We start from the raw sequence: 19,815 nt of genomic DNA, 5'->3' as shown, positions 1-19,815 counted from the left end.
CTACCAGTCATTTTTTTTTCTCCCCAGTCGAGACTTCAGCAGTGGGAAACTTTCGAGCATCTCTCGGATATTCAGAGGTGATCGTTCTGAGTCTTTATCGGCCACCCGTCGCCACGGGATTAACTCATCAGGTCGATGCCGCAATCTTAGGAGTGGCTCTCCGTATCGGTCTAGGGGTAGCAGTTCTAGAGCAACATCCTCGACGATTTCCCCTCGGACTTGTGCGTACCATCGCAAAAATTCATCCGACAAACGGGAGCGAGGTTGTTCTGGTGGTTCTTTCGATATCTGATAGAGAAATACCCCGTACTTACTTCTTATCGTCTCTAGGGTCGCCTCCACATGGGCGATAGCCTGCCAAGCTCTCGATTGTCCGTATTTATCGATGGCCTCTCGGATTTTTTGATCGAGCGGTATTCCGAGTTCTCGTAGTCGTTGGTGAAGTTTCCCCGTCAGAGGTTCTTTAATTTTGTTTGAGCATTGGATTGGTTCCGACTCGACAATAACTTTCTCATCCCGAGAAATTAAATCCTTTTCCTCCTCCTTATCCAAACAAATCAAATCCTCCGCCATTGCGGTTTGGATGGTTTGAAGAATCTGAATAGTCTGAGGAGTTGCAGACTCCTCTTGCTGTAAGGGTTTCGGGGTTTGATTTTCCGAAAATTCGGAAAAGTTTCCGAGAAATCGAACTGGGTTCCGTTTTTCCGTATCGTTTTCCGAGTTTTCGGCAACCTTTTCAACAAATCGAACCGGGTTTCCCCGTTTGGCTACCCCCCGAAGATTACGGAAAGAAAAACCTTGATCTTGAAAGTCGAATAGTCCCAACTGCTGAAATTTAGCGATCGCCGTGTAAAAGGTGGTTTTTTTAATGTTCACCGCCTGCATGATCGTGAACGTATCCGGCAGTTCGGAGTAGCGATCACCGAAGGGATCCAACTCGACTAGGTAACTCCATAGTCTCCACTCGGCGGCTGTTAAATTGGAGTGTCTGAGCTTTTGGGATATTTCCGCCGTTAGAGGGTAAAATTTTTGCTCGATCCGTGTCATCGGAAATTTTGGGTCTGAAACCCCGCCGTTCTAGGTTGGCTTTACGTTAGAATTAAAAGGCCAGTCTCGAAAACCAAGTGGACGGCGCAGCACCTTGAAAACTCGGCTTAGGGGGTTCCGACCAGAAAAGCTTGGCCGGGTAAAAAGTCGCGCGCAACAAGTACAAGAAGCTATAGGCGGTCAACGTACCGTGGGACACACGGAATCGGGCTTCTGAAATGGGGCGAAAGTCTGTGGACTCTGTGTAAGACAGTACATGGTTTTTTAACTGTGGTATGCGACGGTGGTGGAAGCAGAAACTTAAATCGTGAGGTTTAGGAATCGCCGCCCTAAAAGTGCGGCGAGGATTTCAAAATAGTCACACTGTAAAAGAATGAATTTCAGAGGATGAATCTCAAAAGATGAACCCCGATGAACCGATCCCGAAAGTTGCGTTTCGACAAATCGATCTCGACGGTTACTTCTAGATAGGTACATCTAATGAAGAAGTCATTTTCTTGCCCCGTTCCCTAACCAGATTGGGGCTTGTTTTTTTGGGCTAATCCTCTCGGTCGCGAACGGGACGAACCCATCCGAACGGGTCAATCGGAAGGAAGCTTAAAAATTCCTTAAAATGCCCCAGTATTTTCACAACTTGTAGTTTCCGTGTCATAATCGGTATGAGTGGTTCTGATCGTGCGAAAATCAGTTATATTTGTTTGCTAGACTAATTATCAACTAATTAATTCGCATTTGAGTCGGTGAGTATGCAAAAGTTAACAATTAGGCAAGCCTTTAAAACAACCCAAGATTATTTCAAGATTAGTGGTAAGGATCTTTCCGAGGTGTCGGGGATCGGAACGCCCCATATAAGTTCTTTTAGGAACGGGAAGAACTGGATCAGCGAGGATACCTTAGAGAAGCTTCTCGATGGGATGGAAGAACTTGCTCCTGGTTCCCGCCGTTACTTTGGTTTGTTGGTGTCGGGAGGCTCCGAACCGAATTTAGAAGATTTAATTGAGATAATCGGTGCTGATCGTCTCATGGTTGCCATTGCCGAAAAGTTCAAAAAAGATCGGGAAACGATCAACTACTTGCAGCAAAGTCTGATCATGTCTTAGAGAACCGATCGAGAACGGGTGGAACGGGAAGCGAAGTCCTCACCGTTTGCGGAGTTAGACTGGGCGATCGAGATTTTTAATACAACTTATCCCTTAATAAACTCTTCGGTTCTTTACTAGGGAATAGTTTTGTACTGGTTGTTAGTGTGTATTGTTTAGTTTATTTTTTTAGACCGACTCAAGAGTTAAGGATTCGATGGGGTCGGCGGCTTTTTTTTGTGCCAATCCTTTCAGGTACTTGCTCCGGGCAAGCACCAAATTAGCCAACTCTTCATCTTCCAAGTTGGCGGCTAAGTAATCGACGCTAACCTTTAGGGTTCCTCCGGTAAGACAGCCCGCAAAGTATTCTCGGCTGCCCGGTGCGATCTCCTCGGCTGCGTCCAGCAATCGTTCAAACATCTCCAACGAAGGATTTCTTTTACCAGAGCGAATCTCGGACACATAGCTAGGACTAATCCCAGTACGTTCTGCGATTTGTTTTCCGGCGATGCCCCGATATCTCAATGTCTTGTCTAGGGCTTCTTGAAACATAAATTAATTTTTCTACCTACTGTGAACTTATTATATTATAATTATATTGTTAGCGAATGACAAGACACCTTTGCAGTTCCAATTATGGCACGGTGGGGGGAAATATGGTTATCCGAAACGAAATTAAGAACAGTTGAAGTTCTGATTAAGGGACAAATAAGAAAAAAGTCCCTAAAAAATAAAAAACACCCCCGCACTGACTAGGGCGGGGAAACAATCAATTACCTCTATTATGACACAAACAAGCTTTGTTCAGATCCCGTTCGAGCTAATTAATTATGTTCGTTCCCTGAAATTGTCTGGAACCCAATACGATTTATGGCTGTATCTCTACTCCCGCGATCCTTACGGTGATCGGTTTGTCGAAATTCCCTCACCCGCAGAGATCGCCGTGGAACTGGGAGTAAATCCGCGTACCATCCAGAGAGCGGCACAACGGCTACAGGATGCCGATCTCTTCGATTTTGCCATAGATAAATGGAAGGCCAAAAACACCACCAACAACGGCAAGGGAAAAAATTTTGCCTCGGACAAAATGATCCAAAAACGGACAAAAAGATCCCGTTGCGGACAAAAAGATCCCGTTGACGACAAAATGATCCAAATATCAGCAATCGGACAAAATGATCCGATTGTCGAGTCAAAACCCTTGTCAGATAAGGATTCTACCGAGCCTCAGACTATTCAGATTATTCAGACATCCCAGACCGTTGGGGGGATAAAGAATAAATGTATTGAAAACTCTGAAGAGGAGCAAGGAAATTTCGGTAAGTTATCGGCCGTTTTGGAAGAGATGGTGATCGATAAAAACCTTTCGGTGAGAAGTTGGCAAGAAGAGGAAATTTCTCGGCAAGTTATTCCCGATTCGGTCAGGGTTAAGTTGCAAGAATTGGGGATTCCCTTCGATGAAAGGGTATGTAAGGTGATCGAGGATCACGATATATCTCAGGTTTGGGGTGCGATCAGGCACATTGACGAAACCTGGGAGACGATCAATAATCCACGCGGAGTTTTTTTATATCAGGTTCCGAGACAGGAGAAAGAGAAGTCTTTAAAAAATCCCTTGAACCGAGAATTTTTGCAGTGGTACGAGCAGGCGATTATCGAAGGTTCTGTCCAGGCGCGATCGCCCGAATATCTACCCCTCGACCAATTTCGAGAACCCAAGGTTTTCCTTCCAGACGGTCAACTGATAGCGTGGCGCAAGGTGGCGGCGGGGGAATACGATACAGCTGCCAGTCCCCAACAAATGGCGGAATTCTTTGAGATTTTGAGAGGTTGTTATGGAACTTCCCAGAAATGAAGAAGAGGAGATAATAGGCGAACGGTTGCGGCGGATCGAGGACGAACTGACTCAGACCGCTGGGGAGAAGAGGAAAAAAAAGGCCGATCTGCAATACCTGAGTGATCTCAGGGACGATCTTCGGGCTTACCTGAATTTAACGGTGGGTCAAGCCGTTACCGACGGCAAACGGTTGGGGGTTATCGCCCAGTTGTCTCTCCCGTCGGTGGGTTTGCCGGTCGTTTGGGTTGATTGGTACGCTTCCGTTCCCGTTCCCGAACGACCCAACAGGTTAAAGGACGAGCCGTTCTTGTGCGATTTGAAGGTTGGGGACACCGTTACCATAAATGGGAACCATCCCGAAGCCGCCGGCAAAACCTTCGAGGTCAGAGAGTTTAAGGGGAACGGCTGGATTCTCACCACCGACAACCGGCTATTTCACTGCGAGTTTTTTCTGTCCTGCGATCTAATCCCCGAACCTCACTTAACGAAATCCGATCGGGAAGACCCCGCGCCCGAATATTTGACCATCGCTCTGATCCGTACCGACGGCGGTACACAACCGAGAGCGACGATCAATCAACTCACCGTCGCCGAATATGCCGAGAATATGCGTTCCGGCGATCGTTTTCCCCCCGTGTTGGTGTTCTGGGATGGCAGCGATTATTGGTTAGCCGATGGGTTTCACCGGCTCTTGGCCGCCCAGTCTTTGGAATTACCCGCAATCGCTGTCGATATCCGTCGGGGAACCAGACGCGATGCGATCCTCTACTCGGTCGGGGCGAATGCCCATCACGGTCTCAGACGCAGCAATACCGATAAACGGCGGGCGGTGTTGATGCTCTTGCAGGACGGGGAATGGTCGCGCTATAGTAACAACCGTATTGCCAAATTATGTTTTGTTTCCGCCGATCTGGTCAATCGTTTGCGTCTCTCACTTAACGATTCGTTAAGTGAGAGACAAAGAATTTATCAGACCAAACACGGGACCGTCTCGACCATGGACACCACTAACATCGGTCGGCATCGAAAATCGTTAAGTGAAAAAGAAGACGGGACGTTAACGGAAAAATCGTTAAGTGAGGATGAAACCCTAACGGAAAAATCGTTAAGTGAAGATGGGTCAGTTAAATCTACTCGGTTGACCGTGGGAAATTCTGTCACTGTTACCGGTGAGCATCCCAGAAAAGGACAGACGGGGGAAATAACCGCGTTGCCCAATCCCTACGCGGCCATCATCCTTTTCGACGATGGCAACAGGGAAATGTTAGGTTCGGACTTCCTTTCCCCAAAAACCATCGATGTGGCCGCTAAATTTCAAGTCAAGGAAGGGCTGAATTACAAGGCCGGTAACGGCTGTGAGTGGTATGTCAGAGTAGAACAGGCTACTTGGGAGCGGCTGTTAGGATACCGAAATCGCGTCGGTACGGCAACCATCGATGGGGCTATCAAACGAATGTTAGAAAGTATCGAGAACAGCCCACCCTAACGGAACCTTAACTTGGTTTGAGCTGCTCACTTAACGAATTTTTTGAGGTTCTCACTTAACGATTCGTTAAGTGAGGGGAGAATTGAAACCGACTATGGACATAACCCGATCCTTAGAGAGCGATCGATGACGGAACCTTAACTTGGTTTGAGCTGCTCACTTAACGAATTTTTCGAGTTTCTCACTTAGCGATTCGTTAAGTGAGGGGAGAATTGAAACCGACCATGTACACAACCCGATCCTTAGAGAGCGATCGATGACGGAACCTTAACTTGGTTTGAGCTGCTCACTTAACGAATTTTTCGAGGTTCTCACTTAGCGATTCGTTAAGTGAGGGGAGTGGACATAACCCGATCCTTAGAGAGCGATCGATGACGGAACCTTAACCTGGTTTGAGCTGCTCACTTAACGAATTTTTCGAGGTTCTCACTTAGCGATTCGTTAAGAGAGGGGAGTGTACAAGACCTTATCGTTAGGCAGCGATCGATGACGCAGTAATCATCTTTCTGGGGGAGCAAATGATTTATCGAGTATTAACACGGAACAATTACAGATTAGAGAAACCAATTTTCAATCACTAAACCTTCTAAATCTTGAAAATCATCAACATTATTGGTAACTAAAGTCAAATTGTTGGTAAAAGCAATAGACGCTATCTGACCATCGACAAAAGCAGGACTCTTACCGAATTTAGACAATCTTGACCTTTCCCGTGCGTGATATTGGGCTGATTTTAAGTCATAATCTAATAAAGGTAGATTGGCTAAAATAACGTTATTTACATAATCCTCTAAGTCTTGGCGTTTTTTAGACAGAGGAAGTCGAAAACAACCAAATAATAGCTCATGGATTACCAGAGTAGCTGTGGCTATTTCCCGTTTAGATAATCTTAGCTTCGTCATGACTTTCTGATTCGGGTGAGGTCGTTTAGCCTCTGACAAAATATTAGTATCTAGCAAATATTTGAGAGTCATAAACGAACATCTCTCCCCGTTGACTTGTCGCGTAAATTATCAAAACTATCATCATCAATACTTGCCAAATCTACTCTTTGTCTAAAATCTTGCAAGGCTGACCAAAAATTATTAACCTCTCTAATTTCTACTAATAACTCTTCATTATCAGGAAAATCAACTTCCTCTAATAACTCAATAGTTTTGCCTTTTTTAATTCCTTTAACTAACATAATATCAACTCCTTCTAAGCTTAACTAGCTACCAGCAAAAATTGTTTCATCAATAGAATTATAGCACTTAATAAAATAATTGAAGATTTCGGGAGTCACAGCGCTCCGAATTGTCAGAAAGATTGAGGAAAAATTAAAATTTTATTCCGTTCAAACCATGTAATTATCCCTACCTAAAGGTAAGCGCACCTAAAACGCTATTGACAATTAGCCAATTTTGTGAGCAGCATGGGCATTTCAAGTGACGAAGGTTTTTGTTGATACGGCAGCTTGGTTCGTTAAGTGAGGGGAGAATCACTCGGACAGTGGACAAGACCTTATCGTTAGGCAGCGATCGATGACGAAAGATTAATAGAAACGTAAGAAAGTATCGAGAACGGCCAACTTTAATCAAGGTCAATATTCTGTTTAGATGTTAGTCACGACGATTGAAAATTGGTATATAATTCAACTAATTACAAATCGTTATCTTGAGGGGCTTTGCCATCGGGAGTGCAGATGACTTACCTATCCTAAAAACCTCTGTGCCTCGTTGATTTGACACTCCCGTTGCACGACATAAATTTTCAATCCTTTCACCGAAATTCCTCCTTACAATGATAGTTAGAAATTAGGAGATTTATCCTTATCATCGAGAAGTCAGTTAATTTTTATTTATGATTTAATCGAAGAATGGAAATTTGAGATGGTCTGGGAAAATGTAGCCCCTCTAAATGAAGAAAATCAAGAGCTTATCCTACTGAATTAGTAGGGCAACCTCCTGAACAGTATGGAGATAAAAATTATTAAATTTTATTCTATTTTGATGTCAACTCTTATCAGGGAATTTCTCTGTGAGAGTTTTGCTAAAATAATATTGACACCAAAACTCAGCAATTTCTGCGACTAAAGGAGCGGATTCAGAAGTTAGTCCACTGCCACAGCTTGAGTTATAGCGTTCAGCATAATCTCTCGCCATTTGGTAACTCCAATAAGGATAATCTGAACTTGTCATACAGCGCAGGGCATCTTCAATTATTAAGGCATATTTGTTATTGATGACACGAATTTGTGTTCCAAATCTTATGTGTCTTTCCCAACCTTGAATTTGTTCTAGTTGGGTTAACAATTTATGCAAATCCTGCCGTTTATCTGGAGTTGGATATTCTAGGTAATCTTCCATTTTTTCAACAGTATGGTTAATTAGTTGGCAGTGTTCTGTCCAAGCTTCTTCTCCAAGAAAAGACCTGGTAGTTTGATTAGATTCCATCTGTTTGACTACCAATTTAGCTAGGTACAGCGCAAAATTAGCGGCAGCTTCCTTTTCTTGGCAAAGACTTTTGAGACTGGTGAGCCTTGTGACATTGAGGGCATATTTGGTTTGGTATAGTTCCCTCGCTGTCTCAACCAATTTGCGAATTTTAGGAGCAATATTCTTATTAGTTTTAGTATCCATTATTCGTTTTTCATTATTTTTATTATGCCTTCTTAACGGTTCTTAGTTACTTGGTATGATTCGATCAGGGGGCAGAAATCGGCTAAATCCTTATCTGGCAAGAGATTTAATTGATTAGTTCGCTCTAGACAAAAATACTCGATAAAAATCGCCAAACGTCTTTCTCTATAAGGGTTTCATCTCTTATAACCCCAGTCCATTGTACAACACAAACTGAAGAAACAGACAGCAATTCTAAATTTGCCCTGTAGCAAGGCTTTTGGGAGTTAGTTCCCATAATACGGGGTAAAATTCAATGGGATGGCGAATTTCATTTCACGAGTTTTCGGGCTTCTGACGTGATAGTACACCCAAAGTTGCCCCAAAAATCCCACTTTAAAATGTTCTTTAAATCCCTAAAAGGTTTGCTGTGTCTAAAACTGAGAATTGCTGAGAAACAGAAGAGCCGGCACTTTAGGGTGCGGAATGTGGGTTATAATGTCAATCAATTACTCTGGGAGCCTGGGATCGGGAGCATCTCACCTTTGCAACCCCTAAATCAGGTTTTTATGTCAAGCTATTTTGAAAGCCTTGCTAGAAAACAGTTTTAGGAATAAGTATAATTACTCACTTGCATAAATGAGATGCTCCCTCTGGGATCTGGGAGTGTTTAACCAGTGTCCGTAACGTTAGTAATTATATTAGACAAGAAATTGAGGAAACCTTATCTCTACCTATCGAACAAATAGAAAAATACAAAACACAAAAACGACAAAAAGTAATTCAAAACACAAGCAAATATAATCAAAACCAGTCGAATCTTAGCCTTGGCTCTCAAGCAGTGTAAACGTATCTTAACAATTCTTGACAAAATGAACTTTATGTGAGTCGCTTACCCAGAGGACGATTCAGGTATATTTGAGGAGAATTGGCCATCTCAATTGTTAAGCAAAAATTAGCCAAATGGGTCGATTTCGTGACTATTCTGATTGACTGGTATAACCTGAAATGCCCATGCGGATTACAAAATTGGCCAATTGTCAATAGCTTTTGAGATTCTCTCACCCTAGGTTCTCAAGCTAATTCAAACTCATCCCAAAAATTTATTATGAATCCAGAAAGTTTCTTACTGCAAACGGAAGTTACATCCCTGATTTTAGCTCTCAATCTATTTGCTATTAGGGTAAATGTTGCCAGTGATCGCCAAGAAGTTCTAGAAAATGCTGGTATCGATATGGCATTTATCAGCAACCTGAGACAGGACACTAAACCTAATATATTTGCTCAGGCATTAGTCGCAGCGTTTAAAACCTATTGCGTCTCCAATCAAAGATTAGACTATCATCCAATGGTGCGCTTTCTCAAACACCTGTGCGAGTTAGCGCCAATTTATCAACTAGCAGATAAAGATGTGGCTTTATTTACCAGATTAGTAGAAAGGGGAGAAGAAAACCTCAAAGCTTTAACTGCTCGCAGTACGGTTGGTAGAATCGAATCACCGAAAGGGACAGGTATTGGTACTTCTGTATTAATTGGCAAGAAAATATTACTCACCTGTGACCACATTTTTACTAAAAGTCGGGCGCAACAAGCTTGGGTTCGCTTCAATTCCACTCCTAACAGTTACGCTTTAGATTCCGATGTCTTTGAACTGGATCTCAATTGTGCAAATCGTTCCAGTCGAGAAGATTATGCCTTAATCCCCGTTAAAGGCGAACCGAAACAACAGACGGCGATCTCGACTGATGCTATATTAGATAGTGGACAGGAAATTTGCTTGATCCACCATCCCCAAGTACAGCACGTTGTGGTTTCCGAATTGGGACACGTAGTGCAAGTGGGAGAAGATTACATCGACCACAATATTAGTACCGACGAAGGTTCCTCTGGTGCGCCCATCTTCAATCGGGACTGGAAATTGGTGGCGATTCATCGCGGACATCCAGGAATCTTGGGGCGAACTCTCGTCCCAGGAACGACATCAGGGCTTCCCCTGCGTAGCTTCTGGACTCAAATTCAATCTCACCTATCTTAATCGTGGTAAGGAATGCGCTTATGAGTTTGTGGCAAGATTTTGCAGAAATGTTCCGGCGTGACTCGAAGAAATATCAGGCACTTTTCCTGCCAGATTATCGGGTGGATGTGGCTTATGATGGGACGGGAATTAAAGCTGGAAAAGCTTACTGTCGCCTTTGGTTGGTGGAGATGCGCCTAGCAAGAGATGTGGATTGGTTTAAACAGCGTTATCCAGTGGTTCATGCTGCTATTCGCTTCAATTACGGCGGCAAACCCGTTACAGTCCCCTATCTGGCTGAACCGGGATATTTACGGGAATTAGCAGCCGATAACCTGGATAGGGTGATTCAGTGTAACTATCCCCTGACTCCTCTGTTTCCCTTCAATGAGGGTTTAGTGGAGTTGCAGGCGGGTTTGTTTACTTTGGCAGCGAGTGAACCCATTGGCAAGTTTATCAAGACGATGGGGCGGTTTTCTGCGTTATTGCCTGTGCCAGAATTTTCATCGGTGTTAAAGATTGCAGAACCCGTTTATCGCGGGATTGAAGACTTAATCGGTATTGGGAATAGTCAGTTAGAATTGGGGTATCAACAAACTTTTTCGGAAAAAGGGGGAGGGGGAAACAATGATCTGAGAGCGGGGTATTTTGTGGCAATTTTAGCGGAGGAAAATCAACTTAATGGGAGTACGCTTTGCGTAGTTAACGACAGTTTGAAGGTGGGTTCGCCAGGACAGACGAAGGTGTTTGTTAAGGATGGCAAGTCCCTAGAAGGCTATAGTTATATGCTCTTTCGGATTGAGATGCGTACTGCGCAGGATTGGGAGTCATTGCAAAGTATTAAAGAGTTAGTTAATCAGACTCAAGATGCAGTTTTTAAAGGAGAATATCAGGAGGTAAAAAAGACCCTATTGCCTGCGATTAGAGCAGCTATTTATCGTAGTGCTGATGTGACCAAATCTGACCGCCGTGCGATGGTGCTGAAGGTTGAGGATTATTTGCGGGAAATTGGCTTGCAAGGGGTAACGGAGGGAAAGCGCTCTCTTTATTCGATTATGCAGCGACCTTTACCAACTGTGGATGCAGAGACGGAGGCGGAATTGGCAGGGTTAGAAAGGTTATTTAAGTGAAAGGGTGATATAATTAATTATTTATATTCCTAATGATTATTATGAATATTGGATAAATGTCTATTCCATCAGAAATTACTGCTCTTGTTGAGCAACTGAATCAGGAACTAGAGCTAACTGAACAGGAGGCTAGGGAGGGATTAACTCAACTCAGACAGATTATGTTACTTTTCCCCAACAACGCTTTATTAATTCAATTATTTGCCTATTTCAATACAGCTATGTTCTTCGTAGACAATTCCAGAAGGCGCATCCAGACTACAGTAGGACAGGTTTCGGCAGAAAATATTTCGCCAGAAGTCATTCAGGAGGCTGGAGAAGATTTAGCAACCTTGTTGGGCGAGACATTGGAGACTAAGATAAGAGGTAGAAACATTATTAGACGCTTGGAGGATTTGCAATGAAAGAACTACCGGATGAAAAAACGCTGACTGAACTGATTGAACTTGGCAAAAGCTTTGAAGACCAAGCGAGAAAGTTGTATGAGATGTCAGAGGCGTTTGCTCAGAAGTGGGAGAATCGAGTAGGAGAGAGGCATTTAGAAAAGCAGCAAGCAGGTAAGACTAAGTAAGAGCGATCGCTGTATGTCATCAGATAGTGACTTTTGCTGGGGGTGAATGCCAAGATGGAGGGGAAGTGGAAGGACTCAACTGCCTCAGTCCTCCAATGTCTCGTTTGGGGCGGATAGTTGAGGCTAAAATGAGTAGGATGCGAATTCTTGCTATTTTGGAAGAATTGAAACGACTTATGGTTGGCTTGGGAGAGTGATCGATGGAATTTTTAAATGACAACGAAAAAATCCAACTTCAGCGAATTTTAACTAGGAGTTCACAACTTCTAACTCCTGATGACCGCAGTAACTTCTTAAAATTATGTGGTCTAGAAAAATATTCTAGTTTAGTTCAGATAGATAAATCTTTAGATAAGTTTGCGGTTAGTCTGTTGGCTACGCTCTCAACAGTTTATATTGCTGACAAACTAGGATTAGTCATTTTTTTGGAGTTCCTTAGCCAGATCGACTCCAGTTTATCTGACAGCGATCGCCAATTTATTCTCAATCTTATTGATAAGTGGGAGAATTCGCCTCCGATATCAAGCCATGTAACCTTTGAGCAGCAAGAATTTAATATGAACCCACAAAAATCTAATACTGACACCTCAAAACAGCACGACCAAGTTTTTATTAGTTACAGTTACCAAGATCAAGAATGGTTGGAAAGACTCCAAACTATGCTCAAGCCACTTACTCGGAATCGGAAAATTTCGGTTTGGGATGATACCCAAATCAAAGCTGGTTCTAAGTGGAGAGATGAAATTAAAAATGCTCTAGCAACGGCAAAAGTGGCTGTACTAATGGTGAGTCCGAATTTCCTAGCATCTGACTTTATCGCAGAGCATGAACTACCTTCGTTACTGAAAGCTGCTGAACAGGAAGGACTGAAAATCATTTGGGTATGCGTAAGTGCTTGTATGTATAAAGAAACGGAAATTGAAGCTTATCAGGCAGCACACGAGATTTCTAAGCCACTAGATAGCTTGAGTCCAGCAGAACTTAATCAGGTATTAGTTAATATCTGCGATTACATTAATAAAGCAGCCAATGAACTTCCTTCAAACCCTCAGACGGCTCACTGACTTGGTGCTCGTCAGTGAGCCAGATTACGAAAAAAAAGGTGCATATCCTCACTACAGTCCTTCTATTGGTTGTAGTCCCTCTAGCAGTAATACTGGAAGCAATATTACCCGTAAGGCTGCTGCAAAAATGGGAGCTAAAAGCGATTGATGGGTTAATGCGGCTAAGACCACCAGAAAAGCCAGACCAGCGTTTATTGATTGTTGAAGCGACAGAAAATGACTTGCAAAAATATGGCTATCCAATATCAAACGATAAACTGACTGAGTTAATCGAAAAACTAGAGCAATATCAGCCAAAAGTTATTGGGGTAAACATCCTCCGCGAACAAGAGTTAAAGAATCGCCATAATCTAATTTATACCTGCAACCATCGATTAGGAAATGACCCCAATAGCCCAGGGAATCCTCCACCACAAGGAGTTCCTAAAGAGTACATAGGCTTTAGCGATGTAATAGAAGATTCAGATGGTGTTGTTCGTCGTCATCTTTTATTTATGAAACCAGAAGCAACATCTCCTTGTCAAACACCATTATCTTTCAGTTTTCAACTAGCAGCTTATTATTTAAATACCCAAGGAATTGAACCTGAGACAACTCTAGAAGGTTACACGAAATTAGATAAAACGATCTTGAAAAAGTTAACTGCTAATACCTGGAAATCAAAACTCTTAACGTGGACTAATGTATTAGAATTTGTCACCACACCGTTGAATAGTAGTACAGGCGTTTACGGAAATGAGGATTTAGGAGGATATCAATTATTACTAAACTACCGTTATACCCAAGAAAAAAGAATTGCTCAAAGAGTTACTTTTGAATCGGTGTTAGAAGAAAAAGTTGTATCTGATGCGATTAAAAACAAAATTATTATCATTGGCTATACTTCTAAAGCTCATAATAGATTTGACTCTTATACACCCTATAGTGAAGATTCATACAAAGAAATACCAGCAGTAGAACTTCAAGCACAAATGGTTAGTCAGATTATTAGTGCAGTTCTAGCTAATCGTCCTCTTCTGTCATTTTTACCTAAATGGGGAGAAATCATCTGGATTTGGAGTTGGATTTTAGTAGGAGCCTTAATTGGTTGGATTTTTTATGGAAAGTGGTCTTGGTTATTGCTCAGTGACAGTATTGCAATTATTATTTTAGTAGTATCCTGTTGGGGGCTGCTGATATATGGTTATTGGGTTCCATTAGTGCGACCATTTTTGGCATTGATAATTACAAGTGGAGGTGTACTTTTGTTTCTTAGTAAGTTTGGATAAGCAATAACATTAGATAACCAGATTTTAATCATGACTTGGATAACATGTCTTAACTCATCAATAAAACTTTTCTTTCTGCTTATTTTGACAGGTTATAGCATGAATAGCAACTCCTTACCACTGCGAACTGAGTCAACCACAGCAGGTACTCTCAAGCAAGCCTCGTCTAACTCGAGTCCAATCGGAGTGCCACTAAAATATAATCCGCCAGTCGATGATGCGCCTAGCGGTAGAAAACCGACAGCAGGCCGTGATGATTGTCCAAGTGTAGATAAACCTCTTACAGCCTTAGTTCCTGAGTATTATTTAGGATTAACCGCAGCAGAATTTCCAACTTTTTGGTTTTACATTCCTTATGGTTCCAATGCCATCAAATCAGCAGAGTTGGTACTGTGGGATGAACAGCAAAATAAGATTGATGAGGTAACTTTTTCAGTTACAAATACGCCAGGGATTGTTAGTGTTCGCCTGCCCAAAAAGGCATTAGAGATTGGCAAAAGATATAGGATAGACTTCTCTGTGACCTGTAATGGTGGAAATAGCAACGCCCCAGGTAGCAAACCAATTGTCAAAAGTTGGATCAAGAGAGTTAGTCTAGATGCTAACTTAGTTAATCAGTTAAAAGCCGCAACAACACCAAGAGAGAGATATGTTTTCTATGCTGCTAATAGCCTGTGGTATGAAGCTTTAACTGAATTAGCTGAACTCCGTCAAGATAAACCTCATGATCAAAAGGTTACTGCTGATTGGGAAGCTTTATTAAGTCAACAGGAAATCAACTTGTCTGAATTAATCTCAGAACCCATTGTTTCCTGTTGTACATCTAAATAATCTTGACGAATCTCAAAATTGAATGCAAAAGTGGGAGCATCCCACTTTTGCAGTAAGTATAAATACTCAAAAATTCAGGAAAAATGCTCTCGCCTTAAACAATCTACTGGCGGGAGGCTTCGCCACCGCGTAGCGGTTCGCGTCTCTTAATCAAATCTAACATTGTTAAGTTATACTCATTGTATTCAACATTACGCTAATCGGCGAGGCTTAGTGATTCCCGTAGCGTGATCTTAAGTCAAGCTCGTTGATAAAGTAATAGCTATGCGAATCTTCAAACTATGCCTCATCGCACTTATCACCTTCCTGATTGCAGTGGAGATCCCTTTCTTGATTAATGATGTAGTGTCCTTTTCCATGTCACCAGTTTTAGCTCAAACACCTGCTGCTCGGAAAACAGAAGCCGATCAATTGCTGAGGGAAGGGATTGAAAGACTACAGGAAAAAATGGACACTAATCAAGCCGATGCAACCTTAAATCTTTTCCAGCAAGCTCTCACTATTTACCGAGAAATCCAAGACCACAGAGGAGAGGGACAAGTGCTAAAAAATCTCGGTAATTTTTACTATTTACGAGAAGACTATTCTAAAGCTCTTGACTACGCGCAACAGACTTTAAAAGTAGCAAAAGAAATTCAAGACCGCGATTTAGAAGCCAGAGCTTTGAACAATCAAGGACTCGCTTACTATTGGCAGAAAAACTATCCTCCAGCCATTGCTTCTTATCAGGAAGGTTTAGTTATTGCTCAAAAAATTGCCAACCGAGAACTGGAATTCTTACTTAGCTATAACTTAGCAAATGCTTACAAATACTCGAAAGATTTGCCAAATGCCATTAATCTTTATCAACAAGCGTTGGTTATGGCGCGAGAACTTAACAACCTTCCAGGACAATATGGCATTTTAAATAATCTAGCTGGAGCCTATGAAGATGCGGGAAACAAACCCCAAGCCAATGAACTTTATCAGCAAGCCCGAAAAATAGCGCAACAATTAGATATAGATACGATGAACAGCCAACCCACGAAAGAAATAGAAGGGATAAGAGTTCCTTCTACCTTTAACATTTCTCTCCAAGGAGAAACAGATGGTCAATCCTTTGGCACTCTTTCTGGAACTCTGGAAATTCAACCTTCTTCTTCTGGAGATCCCAATCCCTTTCTAGTATCACTCTACATGAATGCGGCGAGTCCTGAAGAACTGACAATCGGCAGTTTATTTTGGCAATCCTATTTATCAGATCATCCGCAGAGGCAAGAACACTATAGCCAAATTACCGTTACTAACGGTCAGGTACGCATGGAAGTCAATCCTAGTGAGGGATTCCGTAGCGATTTCACTTGGTTTACACGGGGTTCGCTAGTAGATCAGCTTAGAAAGTTAGACGAAGAACTGAACCAGATTAATGAAGAAATTAATCAAAGAAATGAAGAGCTTGGTCAACCTAGAATAGAAATAGATTCAACCGAAATTCCCAATCGACCTAATCGTTTGAGAGTTGTAGCTAAAAGTGGAATACTTACTTTTTCGATTCAAGGAAATCAAATTTCTGGAACAATCAATGCTTCGGGAATTTCAGATGAAGGTCAATCCAGCACCTATCGGGCTAAGTTTACAGGCGAGATAGTAACGAAAAAATCAGAAACGACTGCTCCCAATCCAACAAATGAGAACAATATTGTTACTAAACCAATCAAAAAGCAGAGTTTGCCGATTTTTCAATCTCGTTTGTTACCAGTACCATCTGCTAGACAAAAGGGGATAACCAAAACGATAAAGGCTGACTTATCAAAAGCGAAAGTAACACTATCGCTAACAGGGACAAAAGAGCCTCAATTTCAGAATCTTCAAGGAGCATGGTGGGGAACAGAACAGCTACAAGTGATGTTTTTAGGCGCAAATTGGATATTTTCTGACGATAATACCTTTGTTTTTGCTCCCCCTCCAATGGCTAATGTCAGCGACGATTTATATCCGATATTTGGTACCTATTCAAAAGTTGACAACATCTGGAAATTTCAAGGGGAGCGTCAATGGGGAGGTTCTAGTACCTCCGTAGATGGCACAATCTTTCTAGAAGGGGACAAAGCAGTTTTAGATGCAATATATACTGTCTCAGCGATGGATTCTCAAAAGATTGCGAGGATTTCTCAAACACTATCCCAGGGAAACGTTCAAGCTACTTATAGTCCACCCAAAACAGAAATCGAAGGGATAAAAGTTCCCTCAGTTTTTAAAATTTCTCTTCAAGGAGAAACAGATGATAAATCTTTTGGAACTCTTTCTGGAATTCTCAAAATTAAGCCAAATCATTCGACGAAAAACCCTAATCCTTTTGTAGTAACTTTAGAAACAGATGCACGAGACAGAAATGGTAGCCTTTCTTGGATATCCGAAGAGGTTTTATCCTCGGTGAAAAGCCAAATAACCGTAAATAACAATCAGGTTTCTTTACAGCTTAAATCAAGTCCAAGTTCGGGAATATTTCCCGATTTAACTTGGTGGGCTTTTCCCTCTAGTCGTGTAAACGAATCAAACAACTCTCCTTTAGTAGTTACTGGTATTGAAGGAGCTTTAATTTTTAAAATTCAAAATAACCAAATTTCAGGAACAATTAAAGCTACAGGGAATAGTTCAGCATGGCAGTCTAGCACTTATCAAGCAAACTTTACAGGTGAAATAGAAACTCTCCCTCCTAGTTTTCAAGGTGTTTGGCAGGAAAAATCTTTGGCAGCTTTCGGAGAAGTTACTCTACAACAAGATGGAGAAAAAGTTTATGGAACTTATACAGGGCATGGTGGGGGAACAATAGAAGGAATAGTTCAACAAAACAGATTAAATTTTACTTGGAAAGGTTCAGATAAAGAAGAAGGGGAAGGATTTTTTCGAGCAGTTTCTGGTGGTAGAACTTTAACAGGTATTTTGGAAACTGAAATCAGCCCAATTGAGAAGAAAAGCTTTCTCGCTGAACGAACAAAAGAATCTTATAGAAACCCTATTGCGACAGAACTTGCCGAAGATAAATGGTATCTAAAAGATTTAGGAGCAGATTTAGTTCTTCAAGGTAGATGCGAACAGGCTTTGAAACCTTTAGAAGAAGCATTAACACTTTACCAACAAGAAAGAAGCAATACGAAAACCTATATTTCTACAATTTATGGTTACCTCATAGACGAAGCAAATCTTATTAGAAATCTTACTCATTGCCATTTTCAACTTCAAGATTATGAAGATTTAATAACCAGTTTGGAAAATGCGGTGGAAATCCGACAGGCAATGAATCAGACAAAATATTTATCTCTTCCTACCCCACAGCAAGCAAATCTTATTCGGTCAGTATTGGCAAGTTATGTAGAAAATTGGAGACAAAGATTAACCAAGTATGCAGATAAGATTGTTGCGTTAGATAAAGCACAACCCTTTCTTCAAAAACTAATTACGTATCTAGTAGAGTTGGACGCTAAAGAAGAAGCTTTACTAGCATCAGAAATTGCCAGAGCCAGGGCATTTGCCGATCTACTAGCAACCCAGGTATCTCCCAAATCAACTCGCCCAATTACAGCTAATCCACCAACAATCAAACAAATCCAGCAAATTGCCAGGGAACAAAACGCTACACTGGTCGAATATTGGATTGTTGGGGATGAGTTAATAGAGCCAAACAAACTGCAAACCCAAGAATCAACCCAAGAATCAGAACTTTATATCTGGGTCGTTCAGCCTAACGGTAAAATTGAGTTTCGCTCAGTTGATTTAAAATTTTCAGGTAATTCTCTCAACCAAATTGTAACTGAAGCTCGTGAATTTATGGGTGTAGGGGGAAAAGCTCGCGGGAACACTGTTGAGCCAGAGTTCAAGCCAGGTGATTTAGTTAGAATCACGAAAGAACCTCTTGAGTATCTACGAGAAGTAGTTAGTGTCTATCCTGAGCGTAATACCGCCGCTGTCAGATTTGCTAATGCTCCCAATTCACCAATTAGAGAAATTTTAGTCAGCGAATTAGAAAAAGCTTCTTCTCCCATTAACATCAGATTACAAAAACTTCACGAACTTCTAATAAAGCCTATTGCTCAATTGTTGCCTACCAACCCAGAAGCCCATATTATCTTCATTCCTCACCAAGGACTGTTTCTCTTGCCGTTTCCTGCGCTCCAAGACCAGCAGGGGCAATATCTAATTGACAAATACACTATCCTTACATCTCCAGCCATTCAAGTTTTGGAGTCAACTCATAAGCGACGACAGCAAGTTCTAGGAAAGGCACAAGAAGTTCTTGTGGTGGGCAATCCTAGTCCGATGCCCGGAGACTTTAAACCGATTAAGGGGTCAGAAGAGGAAGCAAAAGCTGTTGCCAAACGGCTAAAAACTCAGGCGATTATTGGTCAAGAAGCAACTGAGAAAAACATTAGACAGAAATTATCTCAAGCACGGTTGATTCATCTGGCTACTCATGGCAAGTTTGATGACCGAAATCCTTTACAAGGGGCGATTGCACTAGCTCCTAGCAATGAATACGATGGACTTTTAACGGCAGAAAAAATTCTAAACTTAGGCTACCAAATTAATGCAGAATTAGTTGTTTTGAGTGCTTGTGATACAGGGCAAGGAAAAATTTCTGGGGATGGAGTTATTGGTTTATCCCGTTCCTGGATGGCTGCTGGGGTTCCTAGTATTATTGTCTCCTTATGGCAAGTACCAGATGAAAATGCTACGCCATTATTAATGGATAAGTTTTATGAAAAATATCACGAGAATAATTCAGATAAAGCCAAGGCTCTCCGAAAAGCAATGCAAACAACAAAATCTCAATACCCTGAACCAAAAAACTGGACGGCATTTACCCTAATTGGTGAGGCTAATTAAAAGGCGTTTCATAATCAAATCTAAT

The 19,815-nt window shown here is 41.8% G+C and carries 16 protein-coding genes and 1 pseudogene; 11 read left to right on the top strand and 6 right to left on the bottom strand.

The features are described from left to right. On the bottom strand, window positions 1–1,047 hold the full coding sequence (locus tag O9290_RS09590) for a hypothetical protein (protein WP_288086969.1): 1,047 nt from the start codon (window positions 1,045–1,047) through the stop codon (window positions 1–3). 746 nt (window positions 1,048–1,793) lie between these two features. On the opposite strand from O9290_RS09590, the gene O9290_RS09585 reads away from it, so the two are divergent. Further along, on the top strand, window positions 1,794–2,147 hold the full coding sequence (locus O9290_RS09585; protein ID WP_130757012.1) for a helix-turn-helix domain-containing protein: 354 nt from the start codon (window positions 1,794–1,796) through the stop codon (window positions 2,145–2,147). A 168-nt stretch (window positions 2,148–2,315) separates the two neighbouring features. Here O9290_RS09585 and O9290_RS09580 read toward each other — a convergent pair whose 3' ends face one another. Then, on the bottom strand, window positions 2,316–2,678 hold the full coding sequence (locus tag O9290_RS09580) for a helix-turn-helix domain-containing protein (RefSeq protein WP_288086966.1): 363 nt from the start codon (window positions 2,676–2,678) through the stop codon (window positions 2,316–2,318). Between the two features lie 232 nt (window positions 2,679–2,910). Here O9290_RS09580 and O9290_RS09575 point away from each other — a divergent pair, with 232 nt between their 5' ends. Together O9290_RS09575 and O9290_RS09570 are read left to right on the top strand one after the other, a co-directional pair. Then, window positions 2,911–3,981: a GntR family transcriptional regulator gene (locus tag O9290_RS09575; protein ID WP_288086963.1), complete on the top strand. Its 1,071-nt coding sequence runs from the start codon at window positions 2,911–2,913 to the stop codon at window positions 3,979–3,981. Beyond that, complete coding sequence (locus O9290_RS09570; RefSeq protein WP_288086961.1) at window positions 3,962–5,449, top strand: ParB N-terminal domain-containing protein; 1,488 nt, start codon at window positions 3,962–3,964, stop codon at window positions 5,447–5,449. Before O9290_RS09575 ends, O9290_RS09570 begins: the two co-directional genes overlap by 20 nt. A gap of 554 nt (window positions 5,450–6,003) precedes the next feature. Here the strand turns inward: O9290_RS09570 and O9290_RS09565 are convergent. From O9290_RS09565 to O9290_RS28145, 4 genes and pseudogenes are all read right to left on the bottom strand, one after another. Beyond that, entirely contained in the window at window positions 6,004–6,423 is a 420-nt protein-coding gene (locus O9290_RS09565) for a type II toxin-antitoxin system VapC family toxin (protein ID WP_288086959.1), read from the bottom strand. Next, window positions 6,420–6,635 (bottom strand): hypothetical protein, encoded by a 216-nt coding sequence (locus O9290_RS09560; RefSeq protein WP_123230032.1) that lies wholly within the window; start codon window positions 6,633–6,635, stop codon window positions 6,420–6,422. The genes O9290_RS09565 and O9290_RS09560 overlap by 4 nt, the downstream gene beginning before the upstream one ends. Window positions 6,636–7,443: 808 nt before the next feature. Continuing rightward, entirely contained in the window at window positions 7,444–8,070 is a 627-nt protein-coding gene (locus O9290_RS09555; protein WP_288086957.1) for a hypothetical protein, read from the bottom strand. Between the two features lie 32 nt (window positions 8,071–8,102). Next, window positions 8,103–8,299: pseudogene (locus tag O9290_RS28145) on the bottom strand (hypothetical protein). 858 nt (window positions 8,300–9,157) lie between these two features. Here O9290_RS28145 and O9290_RS09550 point away from each other — a divergent pair. The 8 genes from O9290_RS09550 (at window position 9,158) to O9290_RS09515 (ending at window position 19,790) form a co-directional block, all read left to right on the top strand. After that, window positions 9,158–10,084, top strand: coding sequence for a trypsin-like peptidase domain-containing protein (locus tag O9290_RS09550; protein WP_288086956.1), 927 nt, complete (start codon window positions 9,158–9,160; stop codon window positions 10,082–10,084). Window positions 10,085–10,104: 20 nt separating this feature from the next. Further along, a complete protein-coding gene (locus O9290_RS09545) occupies window positions 10,105–11,193 on the top strand; it encodes a hypothetical protein (RefSeq protein ID WP_287766726.1) in 1,089 nt (362 codons plus the stop codon). Window positions 11,194–11,249: 56 nt separating this feature from the next. Then, window positions 11,250–11,597 carry a hypothetical protein gene (locus O9290_RS09540; RefSeq protein WP_002734085.1) on the top strand — a complete coding sequence of 116 codons (348 nt, stop codon included), beginning with the start codon at window positions 11,250–11,252 and terminating at the stop codon, window positions 11,595–11,597. Next, window positions 11,594–11,764, top strand: a complete 171-nt coding sequence (locus O9290_RS09535) for a hypothetical protein (protein ID WP_002731718.1) — start codon at window positions 11,594–11,596, stop codon at window positions 11,762–11,764. The genes O9290_RS09540 and O9290_RS09535 overlap by 4 nt, the downstream gene beginning before the upstream one ends. 200 nt (window positions 11,765–11,964) lie before the next feature. Next, window positions 11,965–12,828 carry a toll/interleukin-1 receptor domain-containing protein gene (locus O9290_RS09530; protein WP_288086955.1) on the top strand — a complete coding sequence of 288 codons (864 nt, stop codon included), beginning with the start codon at window positions 11,965–11,967 and terminating at the stop codon, window positions 12,826–12,828. A 14-nt stretch (window positions 12,829–12,842) separates the two neighbouring features. Then, entirely contained in the window at window positions 12,843–14,096 is a 1,254-nt protein-coding gene (locus O9290_RS09525) for a CHASE2 domain-containing protein (RefSeq protein ID WP_288086953.1), read from the top strand. Between the two features lie 30 nt (window positions 14,097–14,126). Then, window positions 14,127–14,927 (top strand): DUF928 domain-containing protein, encoded by an 801-nt coding sequence (locus tag O9290_RS09520; protein ID WP_288086951.1) that lies wholly within the window; start codon window positions 14,127–14,129, stop codon window positions 14,925–14,927. A 264-nt stretch (window positions 14,928–15,191) separates the two neighbouring features. Beyond that, complete coding sequence (locus O9290_RS09515) at window positions 15,192–19,790, top strand: CHAT domain-containing protein (RefSeq protein ID WP_288086948.1); 4,599 nt, start codon at window positions 15,192–15,194, stop codon at window positions 19,788–19,790. Window positions 19,791–19,815 lie beyond the last annotated feature (25 nt).

The organism is Microcystis sp. LE19-41.2A, assembly GCF_027530405.1.
GTDB classification, from domain to species: domain Bacteria; phylum Cyanobacteriota; class Cyanobacteriia; order Cyanobacteriales; family Microcystaceae; genus Microcystis; species Microcystis aeruginosa.
This window is presented reverse-complemented; position numbering and strand designations above follow the sequence as displayed.